Raw genomic sequence first — 14,630 nt, forward strand, 5'->3', positions numbered from 1 at the left:
TTTACCTTATATTCAACATAAAAAAAGTGAACCATAGGCTCACTTCATAACACTTTTTCTAAGAATGCTTTTGCTCGATCTGTTTTTGGTTCATTGAAGAATGCTGCAGGTTCACTTTCTTCCACAAGCTTTCCTCCATCGAGAAAAAGGATACGATCAGCTGCTTCTCTTGCAAAAGCCATTTCATGTGTAACAATCACCATAGTCATCCCTGATTGACCAAGATCCTTCATTACATCAAGAACTTCTTTTACCATTTCAGGATCGAGTGCAGAAGTCGGTTCATCAAACAACATATACTCAGGTTCCATAGCTAGAGCTCTAGCTATGGCTACACGTTGCTTTTGACCTCCAGAAAGCCGTTTCGGATATTCATTCGCCTTCATTGAAAGTCCAACTTGCAATAGGAGCTCATGTGCTTTTTTCTCAGCAGCATCTCGCTTTAATCCTTTTACTTTCATTGGTGCATAAATAAGATTTTCCAATACTGTTTTATGAGGAAAAAGGTGAAAATGCTGGAACACCATCCCAATAGACTGACGTAACTCCATGACGTTTGTAGTGGGATCTGTTAATTTTTTATCATCTACCCAGATTGTTCCGGAGGTTGCATTCTCTAATTGATTCATACATCGAAGAAGAGTTGATTTACCAGATCCAGAAGGTCCAATAATTGCAACTACTTCTCCTTTTTGAATCGTTGTTTGAATATCAGTTAATACTTCAAGAGTTCCAAACTTCTTGTGCAAATTGTCTATTCTAATCACTCCGGCTCATTCTCCTCTCCACCATTTTTCCAACTAGAGTTAATATCATAACGAGTAAGTAATAAATGATCCCCGCAATAAGTAATGGCTCAAAATACTTGAACTTCTCTGCTGCCACTATTTGACTTCTTCTCATAATATCAAACACACCAATAACAGATACAATCGCTGATTCCTTCGTTAATGTAATAAATTCATTCATGAGTGCAGGTAAAATGTTTTTCATAGCCTGTGGTAAAATGATATCCTTCATCATCGGACGATAAGGTATACCTAATGCAGCAGCCGCTTCATTCTGTCCGCTGTCTACTGCACGAATTCCAGCCCGAATAATTTCGGAAATATATGCAGCTGAATTTAGACCAAATGAAAGGACACCGGCTTCAAAAGCTGAAATATCATAACCCGTTAGCTGAGGAGTTGCATGATAGAATAATAGTAGCTGTAAAATAAGTGGCGTTCCTCGGAAAACGGAAGTATAGGCATCAGCTATCCAAGTTAGAACCTTTACTCTACCAATTTTAAATAATGCGAGAACCGTACCAAGCACAAATCCTACTATTGCAGATACACTTACAAACTTTAACGTGACCAATATTCCTTGCAGGATGTAGGGAATATTAGGCACGAATTGGCTGAAATCCAAATCCATGCCTGATCATCCTTTCTTCTAAGGTGTTATTCTACGGTGTCTTGACCAAACCATTTCTCAATAAGCTCGTCCATCTTGCCATTTTCTTTCATTTCTTTAATTACTTCGTTAAATTCTTCAGTCAGTTCACTATCTTTCGGAAAAGCGACAGCTGACCCTGCTTCCTCGGTATTAGGAAGGTTCTCACCAGTTAAATCTTCATTACTTTCTAAGTAGCCCTTCGCTACCGTATCTTCAATAATAATGGCATCGTAACGTCCTGACTTAAGTTCTTGAATCAGTTCTGGAATTCGATTTAATGTGATAATCTCCATATTTATTCCACTGTCTTTTAGCTCATTCGCTTTATCTTCTTGAATCGATCCAAGCTGAACACCAACTTTTGCTCCGTTAAGGTCTTCTGGCTTTGACATTTTATTATCTGATGAAGAAACAATCATGTGATTAGCTGAATAATAAATTTCTGAGAAATCAACATTTTCCTTACGTTCATCTGTAGGCGTCATTCCTGCAAGAACGAAATCAACACGTTCACTACTTAGTGCTGTAATTAATCCGCTAAAATCCATATCTTTAATTTCCACATTATATCCCAACTCATCAGCGATGTAGTTTGCAATATCGACGTCAAAACCAATAATATCTTCTCCTTTTGCAGAATCAATATATTCAAACGGCGGATAATCTGCTGAAGTTCCCATAATGAGCGTTTCTTCAGATGAACCTCCACTTTCTTCTTCGTTCGAATTTTCATTTGAAGATCCGCATGCAACTAGTGCCATCACCATGAATAATCCAACTATAACCATTAGCCAATTTTTCTTCATTTTAATTCCCCCTGATCAATGTATAATAATTCGTTTTTTTGTATATTGATTACTATAGCAGATAATAATTTAGATTTCTACATATTTATTCATATAATTTCATATAAATTAAAGTTGTTAAATTCGGTTTATTCTGTATTATTAAACAAAAATCCCTCTTGTTCCTTCTTAATTAAAGAAGCAGGAACTAATATTATATGCAAAAAAGCACCAGGCAAGTTTGCCTGGTGCTTTTGAGTAAACGAGTTCAATTTAACAATATTTATTAAATAAGTATTGTAGCATTCCAGATACTTCTTCAGGATCGCTACCTTCGATTTCATGACGTTCAACCATATTAATAATTTTTCCGTCTTTTAATATAGCAAACGATGGAGAAGATGGTGCAAAACCTTTGAAGTATGAACGTGCTGTTGCTGTAGCCTCTTTATCTTGACCTGCAAACACAGTTACAAGTTGATCTGGCACCTTCTCGTTTGTAATAGCCATTTTTGCAGCCGGTCGCGCAACCCCTCCTGCACATCCACATACAGAGTTTACCATCACAAGCGTTGTTCCTTTACTTGTCACAACCTCTTCTACTTCTTCAGAAGTTGTTAATTCTTTATATCCTGCTGCTTTGATTTCTTCACGAGCTGTTGCAACAACGTCGTTCATAAATAAATTAAAGTCCATAGACATTTTATATTCCTCCCTTTATCATGAAACCTTCTCTCTTATTGTATCGCGAATCCCTATACTTTTCCAAGAAACGCTTTCAAACTTTATCAAAAAAAACAGCCATCCCGAGTAGGAACGGCTGTATTTCTTAATAAACGGAAGTATTGTCTTTTGAAATCGTCTCTAGGTTTTCTTTTACCCGAGCAAGAAACTTACCGCAAATCATGCCATCTAGAACTCTATGGTCAAGAGAAAGGCAAAGGTTAACCATATCACGAACAGCAATCATACCGTTGTTCATAACTACAGGACGCTTCACAATACTCTCAACTTGAAGAATGGCTGCTTGAGGATAGTTTATAATCCCCATTGATTGAACAGAGCCGAAAGATCCAGTGTTATTCACAGTGAATGTTCCACCCTGCATTTCTTCACCCTTCAATTTACCCGTTTTCGCTTTTTGAGCAAGCTCTTTCACTTCGCGAGCAATGCCTTTAATTGATTTTTCGTCTGCATTTTTAATAACAGGGACGAAAAGAGATTCATCTGTTCCTACAGCAATGGAAATATTAATATCTTTTTTCTGAACGATCTTATCGCCAGCCCACATTGAATTCATTTGAGGGAATTCTTTCAGAGCTTCTACGACAGCTTTAACAAAGAACGCAAAGAACGTTAAGCCATATCCTTCCTTCTTCTTAAAGTCATCTTTTATCCCATTTCGATATTCAACGAGATTCGTTACGTCAACTTCAATCATCGTCCATGCATGTGGCGCTTCATGCTTACTGCGAAGCATATTGTTGGCAATCGCACGACGAACACCAGTAACAGGAATTTCAATATCCCCTTCTGCTACAGGAACATCTGCTCCTTTTCCTTCAGAAGTTTCTTTCACTGGAGCTTTTGGAGCTTCTTTCTTCTCTTCCTTCTTGCTAACAGCTTTAGGTTCTTCTTTAGGTGCTGGCATTTCACCTGATTCAATCACCTTCTGGATATCTTTACGGGTAATACGCCCACCTTTACCAGAACCGCTTATTTGTTCAAGATCAAGATTGTTTTCCTGAGCCATACGGAGAACAGCTGGTGAATAACGACGTTTCATCGGCTGATCTACTTCTTCTTGATCTTTTTTATCTTCAGATAAATTCTCTATCGCTTTTTGACCAGTAGATTCTTCTTGCTTTTCTTCTGATGCTCCACCTTCAATATCGATATAGCAAACCAGTTCGCCTACTTCAATCGTATCGCCTTCTGCAGCTACAAGCTCTTTAATTACGCCTGTATAAGATGATGGAACTTCCGCATTCACTTTATCAGTATTTACTTCCGCAATTGGATCGTACTTATTAACAGTATCGCCAACTTCAACTAGCCATTTCTCAATTGTACCTTCTGTGACACTCTCGCCCAACTGGGGCATGAGTATTTTTTCAACTGCCACTCTAATCCCTCCTATTCATCCCACGGTTTAAAATTCAGCTAATTCACGCATCGCTTTCTCGACTTTATCAGGATTTAACATGAAATATTTCTCCATCGGAGGAGAATACGGCATTGCTGGGACATCAGGTCCTGCAAGGCGTTGAATTGGAGCGTCAAGATCAAAAAGACACTCTTCCGCAATAATCGCTGAAACTTCACTAATAATGCTTCCTTCTTTATTATCCTCTGTAACAAGAAGAACCTTTCCTGTCTTCTTCGCCGCTTCTACAATCGCTTCACGATCAAGCGGGTATACTGTTCGAAGATCAAGAACATGAGCAGAAATACCGTCTTTCTCAAGCTTCTCGGCTGCTTGAAGGGCAAAGTGAACGCTTAGACCGTATGTAATTACCGTGATATCGTCACCCTCACGCTTCACATCCGCTTTTCCTATTGGAAGCGTATATTCTTCTTCAGGCACCTGTCCTTTAATTAAACGATAAGCTCGTTTATGCTCAAAGAAAAGAACTGGATCGTCATCACGAATCGCTGCTTTTAGCAATCCTTTTGCATCGTAAGGTGTTGATGGCATAACAATTTTAAGTCCCGGTACATTAGCAAAAAGTGCTTCGACAGATTGCGAATGATAAAGGGCACCATGCACTCCACCACCATACGGAGCACGAATGGTAATTGGACAGCTCCAATCATTATTAGAACGATAACGAATTTTTGCTGCTTCTGATACGATTTGATTGACCGCAGGCATGATGAAATCAGCAAACTGCATCTCAGCTACAGGACGCATCCCATACATTGCAGCACCGATACCAACGCCTGCGATAGCAGACTCTGCAAGTGGAGTATCAATCACTCGTTGTTCTCCAAACTCATCATACAAACCATCAGTAGCGCGGAAAACTCCACCTCGTACCCCTACATCTTCACCTAATACAAAGACTTTCTTATCGCGCTGCATTTCTTCTCTTAGGGCCTGGGTTATCGCTTGAATATATGAAATAACTGGCATAATGGTTCCCCCTTACTCTGCGTATACATGCTTCATTGCATCTTCGGCAGGTGCATAATCCGCATTTTCTGCGTATTCTGTTGCTTCATCGACCTCTTTTTGAACACGGTCGTGAATTTCTTTTTCAATCTCATCTGTTAGAACGCCAACCTCTTTTAAATAAGCTGCAAAGGTAATGATCGCATCCTTTTTCTTAGCTTCTTCTACTTCCTCACGCGTACGATAGGCGCGATCGTCGTCATCACTTGAGTGAGGCGTTAAACGATAAGAAACAGTCTCAATTAATGTTGGACCATCACCGCGACGTCCTCTTTCAACTGCTTCTTTTGATGCTTCATATACAGCAAGTGGATCATTTCCATCAACAGTTACTCCTGGCATACCATAACCGATAGCACGGTCTGACACCTTCTCACAAGCTAACTGCTTAGAAACTGGTACTGAAATCGCATATTTATTGTTTTCACATACGAATAGAACTGGTAACTTATGAACACCAGCAAAGTTTGCTGCTTCGTGGAAATCACCCTGGTTCGATGAACCTTCACCGAATGAGCAGAATGTGACAAGGTCTTTCCCTTCCATACGCCCCGCAAGAGCAAATCCTACCGCATGTGGTACTTGCGTTGTTACTGGAGAAGATCCAGTAATAATATTATTCTTCTTCTGTCCGAAGTGTCCAGGCATTTGACGACCTGCAGAGTTTGGATCTTCTGCTTTCGCAAATCCAGATAGCATAAGGTCTTTTGCAGTCATACCGAACGCAAGGACAACTCCCATATCACGATAATAAGGAGCGACAAAATCTTTTTCTGGATCCATTGCAAAGGCAGAGCCTACCTGTGCGGCCTCCTGCCCTTGACAAGAGATTACAAATGGAATTTTCCCAGCTCGGTTAAGTAACCACATGCGTTCATCAATTTTACGAGCCATTAACATTGTTTCAAACATTTCGAGCACTCTTTCATCAGAGAGACCTAATGCTTCATGACGATTTTCAGCCATAATGTTTTACCTCCTTATATAACCTTTATTAAGAATGAATTGCTTTTCCATCCACTGCAAGCGCAGCTTCACCAATTGCCTCGGATAATGTTGGGTGAGGATGGATTGTATGTGCCACTTCCCATGATGCAGCATCTAGTACTTTTGCAAGACCAGCTTCAGAAATCATATCTGTTACATGAGGACCAATCATATGTACGCCAAGGAGATCCTCGTTATCAGCATCAGCTACAATTTTCACAAAACCATCAGACTCTCCAAAAACAAGCGCTTTGCCAATCGCTTTAAAAGGGAATTTCCCAATCTTAACATTATGACCTTGTTCTTTTGCCTGATCTTCTGTCAAGCCAACACTTGCCATTTCTGGACTGCTGTAAATGCAGCTAGAAACCATTGTGTAATCAATTGGTTCAGGATTTTGATCCGCTAAATGTTCAACGGCTGTAATCCCTTCATGAGAAGCCACGTGAGCCAGCTGCATACCTCCAATAACATCACCAATCGCATAAATATGAGATTCTTTCGTTTGGTAATATTCATTGGTCTGGATGACACCCTTCTCTACCTCGATCGTCGTGTTCTCAAGTCCAATGTTTTTCACATTTGCCTCACGCCCAACTGATACAAGCATTTTGTCAGCAGTAAATGTTTTGGTTTCCCCTTCATGCTCAGCATTAATGGAGACACCATTATCTATTGTAAGAGAATCCCCCATCACCTTTGCTCCAGTGAAAAGCTTGATTCCTTTTTTCTTCATAAGCTTATGCGCTTCTTTAGAAATATCCTTGTCTTCTGTTGGTACGATCCGATCCGCATATTCTACAACCGTAACGTCTACACCAAAATCAACAAGCATTGAAGCCCATTCAATCCCGATTACGCCTCCGCCGACAATGATGATCGAAGATGGTAGGCTTTCCATACGAAGCGCTTCATCAGAAGTCATAACATATTCGCCATCTACTTCAAGGCCTGGAAGCGTACGCGGTTTAGAACCAGTTGCAACAATAACGTTTTTTGGAATTAGCATTGCATTTTCTTCTCCGTTATTCATCTCGACTGAGACCGTACCAGGCATTGGAGAAAAGATAGATGGTCCAAGAATTCTACCAAAGCCCTCAAATACATCAATCTTCCCCTGCTTCATTAGGTGTTGAACACCTTTATGAAGTTGGTCAACGATTCCTTGTTTACGTTCTTGAACTTTCTTAAAGTCTAGCGCAATTTCTTTAGCCATAACGCCAAATTCTTCACCGTGCTTAGCGGTAGCATACACTTCAGCACTTCGAAGCAATGCTTTACTAGGAATACATCCACGATGCAAACACGTTCCACCAAGTTCACGTTTTTCAACGATTGCCGTTTTGAGACCAAGTTGTGAAGCCCGTATAGCGGCTACATAGCCACCAGTACCTCCACCCATAATGACGAGATCATATTCTTCAGCCATTCAAATTCTCCTTTATAGAACAATTTATTCCCTTTTACAGTTAAGGTCGTAACGATCATACCAAAAGGTTAATAACCATTACATGACAGTCGATTCTACGGAAGAAACAGGGTATACTTTTGCCTTTTCTTCTTTTCTCAACACCCGTAATCCACCTTCAGCTAAAGCCTGAAGCTCATTTTCTCCAGGATGGACAATAACGTCAGCGATCCACTTAATCTGATCTGTTATTTGAGATACAAACTGCTTACCATATGCTAGTCCACCCGTTAATACAATCGCATCGACCTCTCCAGCAAGAACAGCGCTAGCAGCACCAATCTCTTTTGCTACTTGATATGCCATTGCGTCAAAAACGAGCTTTGCTCTCTCATCACCTTCACTGATCCGCCGCTCTACTTTCACAGCATCATTCGTCCCCAGATAACCAACGTAACCAGCTTGTCCAACGAGCTTCTTCATAATTTCATCTGCATAGTATTCTCCGGAGAAGCACATAGATACTAATTCTCCTACCGGAACTGTACCGGCACGTTCAGGTGAGAAAGGGCCTTCCCCATGCAAACCATTATTCACATCAATAACTTTCCCTTTATGATGCGCGCCTACCGTAATCCCTCCACCCATATGAGTTACGATAAGGTTCAACTCTTCGTATTTACTATTCAGTTGGGATGCAACTCTTCTAGCAACAGCCTTTTGGTTTAAGGCATGAAATATACTTTTGCGCTCTATTTCAGGCACTCCCGAAAGACGGGCGACATCTTGAAGCTCATCCACAACAACCGGATCTACAATAAAAGAAGGAATATTTAGCTGTTCAGCAATTTCAAAGGCAATAATTCCACCTAAATTTGAAGCGTGTTCACCTGAGAAACCGTTTCGAAGATCTTCGAGCATCATGTCATTGACTGAATACGTCCCCCCTTCAATGGGACGTAATAAACCACCACGGCCTACTACTGCTGATAACCTCGAAATGTTAATATCTTCTTCATCTAACGCTTCAAGAATAGTGTTTTTTCTGAATTCATACTGATCGATGATGGTTTTGTATTGATTAATCTCATCCGTATCGTGCCGTAATGATTTCTCAAATACGGCACGTTCATTATCAAAAACACCTATTTTAGTCGATGTTGATCCCGGGTTGATTACCAGAAGTCGATATTCTTTATCTGTCACTCGAAACCCTCCGTTTATCTGCGATGACCTAGAATGTGCTGAGAATTCATTAAGAATTGGCTTCTTGATTGCTTCATTTGCTCAATTCTTTCTTCAGCAAGGCGGTCAGCTGCTGCATAAGTAGGAATACCATCGCGTTTAGAGATTTCAATGACTTTCGCAATGGTGTCATAAATGCCATCAACACGTTTCATAGCGCGATCGCGATTATAACCATAAAGCTCATCAGCAACGTTAATAACGCCACCTGCGTTAATTACATAGTCCGGTGCATAAACGATACCCATTTCGTGAATCTGATCACCATGAGACGTTTCGCGAAGCTGGTTGTTGGCCGCTCCTGCAATAACTTTTGCTTTAATTTTCCCTATAGTCTCGTCATTAATAATGGCACCAAGTGCACAAGGAGCGAAAATGTCGCACTCTACTTCGTAAATATCGTCCGGATCGACTGCTTTCGCTCCAAAATCAGCAACTGCACGATCAACAGATTCTTTGTTAATGTCAGTGACTACAAGTGAAGCTCCTTCTTCGTGAAGATGTTTGCAAAGGTTATATGCAACATTCCCAACACCCTGAACTGCTACTGTTTTACCTTCTAACGAATCGGTACCGAATGCTTCTTTTGCAGCTGCCTTCATTCCAACATAAACACCGTATGCTGTTACAGGAGAAGGGTTACCAGAAGAACCAAATGCCGGTGAAATACCCGTTACATACTCTGTCTCTTCGTGGATCATATCCATATCTTGAACTGTCGTACCTACGTCTTCTGCAGTAATATAACGACCATTTAGACCCTGAATGTAACGACCGAACGCACGGAACATTGCTTCGTTTTTGTCTTTGCGAGGGTCACCAATAATAACAGTTTTCCCCCCTCCAAGATTCAAGCCAGCCGCAGCATTTTTGTAAGTCATCCCTTTTGCAAGACGAAGAGCATCTTCAAACGCCGCTTCTTCGGAAGCATATGTCCACATTCTTGTACCACCAAGAGCTGGTCCTAGTGTTGTATCATGAATGGCGATAATCGCTTTTAATCCTGAAGCTTTATCCTGACAAACTACCACTTGTTCGTAATCATATTTCTCCATATAAGTAAAAAGTTCCATTTAAATCTCCCTCTCTGTTTTCCTAAAAATTTATTTAGCTGAACTAACCGCAAGCGCGATACTATAAACTTTACTTTGTGCACTATCTGCTCGAGAAGTTAAAACAATTGGCGCCTTTGCACCTGCAATAACTCCACCAACTTTTGCATTTGCAAAATAAACGAGTGATTTATATAGTGCATTCCCCACTTCAATTGAAGGAACAAGAAGAATGTCTGCTTTTCCTGCAACTTCACTCTTTATCCCTTTATGCTCAGCTGCCTCGACAGAAATAGCATTATCTAGTGCAAGTGGTCCATCAATGATACAATCAGCAATTTGACCTCTATTGTTCATTTGTGTAAGTGCTGATGCATCCAGCGTCGCCTGCATAGCAGGATTGACCACTTCTACCGCAGCAAGCGGTACAACTTTAGGTAATGTGACACCAATGCTTTTCGCAATATATACAGCGTTTTTAACAATTTCAACCTTTTGCGTTAAGTCCGGGGCAATATTCATACCTGAGTCTGTCACGAAGATCAGGCGTTCGTATCCCTGAACGTCAAACGCAGCTATGTGAGAAAGTACTTTTCCTTTTCGTAACCCATATTCTTTATTTAAAACTTCTTTTAAAATAACCGAAGTGGAGACCATTCCTTTCATTAACACATCGGCTTCTCCGTTTCTAACCGCCATCACAGCAGCTCTCGAAGCCTCCTGGTCTGATCGAGCCTGTACAACCTTGATAAATGTTGATTGAGATAATCCGTGATCGTCCAACATTTGCTCGATTTCGTTCTGATCTCCGTAAAGGATGAATGAAGCAAGTTGTTTGTCAATGGCTTTATGAACTGCTTCAATCACTTCTTGATCTGCCGCGGAGGCAAGCGCAACTGTTTTAGTCGGCTGCTCCGCTACCTTCTTCACAAGTTGATCTAGATTCATTGATGTCCCTCCTTTTACGCCATCATACTATTATGCAAGTTCCATGCCAATTCTCACTTGTTGACGCAACAAGGATTCGCGGTTATTGAACTATGCAATAATTTGCAATCCACGCAAATTATTGCATGCTAGATTTTTCAATTTCGTGTTTCTCCATTTTATAATACAAATTTCGAAGTGACACTCCTAACGCCTTTGCCGTGGCAGTTTTATTCCCACCATAATGCTCAAGAGTTTGCTGAATCGTTTTCCTCTCAAATTCATCAACTAACTGGGATAGCATTTTGTCAGGGGTACGTTCTACCGACAATAAATCAGCGTCTTTCTTTTCGCTTAATAAGGACGGAAGATGTTCAAGGTCAATCATGGTTTCAGATGTATCCATATGAATAACAATTCTACCAAGCACATTTTCAAATTCTCTAACGTTTCCAGGCCAATCATAGCTTTTTAAATAATCAATAGCTGATGACGTAATCCCCTCAACGTTTCTTCCATAATCTTGGTTAATTTTTGTAAGAAGATGCTCAGCAAGTGAAGCTATATCTTCTTTCCGTTGCCTTAGTGGAGGGATTTGGATCGGTAAACGATTTAATCGATAGTATAAATCTTCCCTAAATGAACCATCGATTATTCTTTTTTCAAGTTTTGCATTGGTGGCTGCAATAATTCTTACATTGATGGAAACCGGCTTCGCTCCACCCACTCGAACAATTTCACGTTCCTGAAGAACGCGAAGAAGCTTCGCCTGTGTACCTAATGACACCTCTCCAATTTCATCAAGAAAAATACTTCCACCATTCGCTTCTTCAAAAAGTCCTCGTTTCCCCCCTTGACGGGCACCTGAAAACGCACCGTCCTCATAGCCAAAAAGTTCACTTTCAAATAGTGATTCTGAAATGGCCGCACAGTTCACTCTAACAAACTTGTTGTACTTACGATCACTGGCATTATGTATGGCATGTGCAAATAGTTCTTTCCCAGTCCCGGATTCTCCACGGAGGAGCACGGTTGCTGGTGTAGAGGCTGCAAGCTTTGCTTGCTGGACAGAAAACGTCATTTCTTCTGATTTCCCTATAATATCTTCAAATGAATATTTCGCTTCAAGCGTTCGAATAATTTGTCTTGCTCTCTGCAGTTGACTATTCAATGAATGAAGTTCTGAAATATCGTGAATGACGCCTACACTGCCCTTCAATCTGCCATCGACAATAACCGGAGAAACATTAACAACAACTTCTCTCTTACTCGGTCCAACCTTCATCTGAACACCACGCACAGGCTTCCTGGTCCTTAATACACGCATATGCATGCTTTCACCTTCAGATATGTCTGTACTCGCCGGCTTGCCAATAACTTGGTCATGTTCAAGACCCGTTAACCTCGTATAAGCCGGATTGATCATTAGACCCTTCCCTTGTTCATCAACAACAGAAATCGCTTCATCAGATGATTGAATAATGGCTTCAAGCATTGACTGCACGCTTTTTAAATTAGTAACTTCTTGTGCCATTTGCTCAATAGCTGTCATGTCTTTAAAAACCGCTAATGCGCCAATTCTCCTGCCTTCATCATCAAACATCGGGATTCGCGTCGTAATAATTTTTTTCCCATTTGGAAGGAGCTGCTCTTGATTAATTTCCGGCTGGCCAGAAGATAAAACCCGAGGCAACATGCTAGAGGCCATGAGAGACCCAATTATTTTTCCACCAGCATGTGTTTTGGAAATTCCGGTAATTTTCTCAGCACTCCGATTAAATAACGTCACTTCTTCATTTATATTGACCGCAATCATACCGTCATGAGTAGAATCAAGAATGATTTCCTGCTGTTTTGATTGGTGACGTAAAGTATCAATTAAATCTTCTTTTTCTTCAATTAACTTAAGAACGATGTTAGCAACTGAACCCGGAATCAATACAGTATGCTTCTCTCGCATGTCTCTAATCTCTTCAAAAACGGTCTCATTTCCAGTAGCTTCAACAATGACATCGATTTCAAAACGCTTTAGTGCAACTTTCCAATTGTCAAAAACAGCAATGCCACTTTGACGAGCTTTAAGAATACCAGGCGCATCTAAATTACAATCAACCATTGCAATAACATTCATCATCTCAGTCTCTTGTAAGATATCCAAAAGTGCTACCCCGCCTTTTCCGGCACCTACAATCATACATGTTCGCAAAAATTCATCACCTGCATCCTATACATGCAATATATTTCATACCTATCATACATCTCTTTTCTTATTTTGACAAATCATGCATGGTTTGCTTTTTTGACTATATTAACTTATCGAGTTGATTATCCATTTAGTAGTTCTCAATGCCGTTGTAACAAAATCCGGTACAAACACGCATAGACACTTTATTCAGAGTTCGCTACAATAACACTAGTGATGTCTAGAAAGGGTGCGCGGGTAATGAGGTTAATCGCTTTACTTATCGTATTAATTCCAGGAATTTTAGGAGTAATCGGTATTAAATTAATGAGAGACGTCCTTTTCGGTGTACTTAACCCACCATTCACTTCTCTTATTGTTCAATTCATTCTCGGTCTAGTCTTTCTTATAGCCGGTCTTTCTTTTGTCGGTGGGTTTATCTTTTATCGTGATCGTAAGCGAAATAAAGTACAGCAAAAATTTTCTTCAAAGAAACAATAACAAAAAAACAAAGCCCTTTTGATGTCGGGCTTTGTTTTTTTGTTATAAATTATTTAATAGTGCACTTTACCTGCTATGAGAATAATTATCCATATTGTGCTCAATGCGAAGCTTATCGGCAACCATCGCAATGAATTCACTATTTGTTGGTTTTGCTTTTGACATGCTTACAGTATAACCAAACAGATTGGAAATAGACTCCACATTCCCTCGACTCCATGCTACTTCAATTGCATGACGGATAGCCCGCTCAACTCTTGAAGAGGTTGTATTAAACTTCTTTGCGATATCTGGATACAAGACCTTCGTAATAGATCCAAGTAGTTCAATATCATTGTAAACCATCGTGATCGCTTCTCTCAAATACATGTAACCTTTAATATGTGCAGGAACCCCAATTTCATGAATAATACTAGTGATACTTGCATCAAGGTTTCTTGGTCTGTTTTCTCGTTGCGGGCGTTTGTATGATCCGCCATTTGTGGTAAACGTTGTTTTCTTACCACTTACCTGCCTCACATGGCTTGCCAAATTATCCATATCAAACGGCTTCAAAATAAAGTAGGATGCTCCAAGGTCCACAGCTTTTTTGGTTACATCCTCTTGTCCGAACGCAGTAAGCATAATAACGCTACAAGTGTAATTCATTTCACGTAAGCGTTCCAGAACTGCTAGGCCATCGAGATGAGGCATGATAATATCTAGAACAAGTACATCAGGCTCGTGATCTTCAAGCACTTCCAAGCACTCCTGACCATTGGAAGCGGTTCCGACTACCTCCATATCCTCCTGTCGTGACATATATTCCTCAATCAAATTAACTAATTCGCGATTGTCATCAGCTAAACATACTTTTATTTTTTGCACGGTTCCGTCTCTCCTTCCACAAGTTTGGTTACCGTAGTATAGACATTCAACGGATTTGGTA

General features: G+C 40.3%; 14 protein-coding genes. 1 reads left to right on the forward strand and 13 read right to left on the reverse strand.

Annotated features, from left to right (window positions below; translation table 11 throughout):
• Positions 1-44 precede the first annotated feature (44 nt).
• From IQ283_RS21540 to IQ283_RS21595, 12 genes are all read right to left on the reverse strand, one after another.
• Entirely contained in the window at positions 45-767 is a 723-nt protein-coding gene (locus IQ283_RS21540; RefSeq protein WP_194222087.1) for an amino acid ABC transporter ATP-binding protein, read from the reverse strand.
• On the reverse strand, positions 760-1,419 hold the full coding sequence (locus IQ283_RS21545; protein ID WP_194222088.1) for an amino acid ABC transporter permease: 660 nt from the start codon (positions 1,417-1,419) through the stop codon (positions 760-762). Before IQ283_RS21545 ends, IQ283_RS21540 begins: the two co-directional genes overlap by 8 nt.
• Positions 1,420-1,445: 26 nt before the next feature.
• The gene (locus tag IQ283_RS21550; RefSeq protein WP_194222089.1) at positions 1,446-2,246 is read right to left on the reverse strand and encodes a transporter substrate-binding domain-containing protein; all 801 of its coding nucleotides are present in this window, start codon (positions 2,244-2,246) and stop codon (positions 1,446-1,448) included.
• A 252-nt stretch (positions 2,247-2,498) separates the two neighbouring features.
• Positions 2,499-2,927 (reverse strand): BrxA/BrxB family bacilliredoxin, encoded by a 429-nt coding sequence (locus IQ283_RS21555; RefSeq protein WP_194222090.1) that lies wholly within the window; start codon positions 2,925-2,927, stop codon positions 2,499-2,501.
• 127 nt (positions 2,928-3,054) lie between these two features.
• Positions 3,055-4,350: a dihydrolipoamide acetyltransferase family protein gene (locus IQ283_RS21560; protein ID WP_194222091.1), complete on the reverse strand. Its 1,296-nt coding sequence runs from the start codon at positions 4,348-4,350 to the stop codon at positions 3,055-3,057.
• Between the two features lie 27 nt (positions 4,351-4,377).
• Positions 4,378-5,361 carry an alpha-ketoacid dehydrogenase subunit beta gene (locus IQ283_RS21565; protein ID WP_194222092.1) on the reverse strand — a complete coding sequence of 328 codons (984 nt, stop codon included), beginning with the start codon at positions 5,359-5,361 and terminating at the stop codon, positions 4,378-4,380.
• A gap of 12 nt (positions 5,362-5,373) precedes the next feature.
• On the reverse strand, positions 5,374-6,366 hold the full coding sequence (locus tag IQ283_RS21570; RefSeq protein WP_194222093.1) for a thiamine pyrophosphate-dependent dehydrogenase E1 component subunit alpha: 993 nt from the start codon (positions 6,364-6,366) through the stop codon (positions 5,374-5,376).
• A gap of 28 nt (positions 6,367-6,394) precedes the next feature.
• Positions 6,395-7,816, reverse strand: a complete 1,422-nt coding sequence (gene lpdA / locus IQ283_RS21575) for a dihydrolipoyl dehydrogenase (RefSeq protein WP_194222094.1) — start codon at positions 7,814-7,816, stop codon at positions 6,395-6,397.
• A gap of 78 nt (positions 7,817-7,894) precedes the next feature.
• Positions 7,895-9,001: a butyrate kinase gene (gene buk, locus IQ283_RS21580; RefSeq protein WP_194222095.1), complete on the reverse strand. Its 1,107-nt coding sequence runs from the start codon at positions 8,999-9,001 to the stop codon at positions 7,895-7,897.
• A 14-nt stretch (positions 9,002-9,015) separates the two neighbouring features.
• The gene (bcd, locus tag IQ283_RS21585; RefSeq protein WP_194222096.1) at positions 9,016-10,113 is read right to left on the reverse strand and encodes a branched-chain amino acid dehydrogenase; all 1,098 of its coding nucleotides are present in this window, start codon (positions 10,111-10,113) and stop codon (positions 9,016-9,018) included.
• Between the two features lie 30 nt (positions 10,114-10,143).
• Positions 10,144-11,040 (reverse strand): phosphate butyryltransferase, encoded by an 897-nt coding sequence (gene yqiS / locus IQ283_RS21590; protein WP_194222097.1) that lies wholly within the window; start codon positions 11,038-11,040, stop codon positions 10,144-10,146.
• Between the two features lie 118 nt (positions 11,041-11,158).
• Positions 11,159-13,225, reverse strand: coding sequence for a sigma-54 interaction domain-containing protein (locus IQ283_RS21595; RefSeq protein ID WP_194222098.1), 2,067 nt, complete (start codon positions 13,223-13,225; stop codon positions 11,159-11,161).
• Positions 13,226-13,462: 237 nt separating this feature from the next.
• On the opposite strand from IQ283_RS21595, the gene IQ283_RS21600 reads away from it, so the two are divergent.
• The gene (locus tag IQ283_RS21600) at positions 13,463-13,702 is read left to right on the forward strand and encodes a DUF2627 domain-containing protein (protein WP_226614134.1); all 240 of its coding nucleotides are present in this window, start codon (positions 13,463-13,465) and stop codon (positions 13,700-13,702) included.
• A 66-nt stretch (positions 13,703-13,768) separates the two neighbouring features.
• Here the strand turns inward: IQ283_RS21600 and spo0A are convergent, their stop codons facing one another.
• A complete protein-coding gene (gene spo0A, locus IQ283_RS21605) occupies positions 13,769-14,569 on the reverse strand; it encodes a sporulation transcription factor Spo0A (protein ID WP_194222100.1) in 801 nt (266 codons plus the stop codon).
• Positions 14,570-14,630: the final 61 nt, after the last annotated feature.

It is taken from the genome of Pseudalkalibacillus hwajinpoensis, from assembly GCF_015234585.1.
Lineage (GTDB): Bacteria > Bacillota > Bacilli > Bacillales > Guptibacillaceae > Guptibacillus > Guptibacillus hwajinpoensis_B.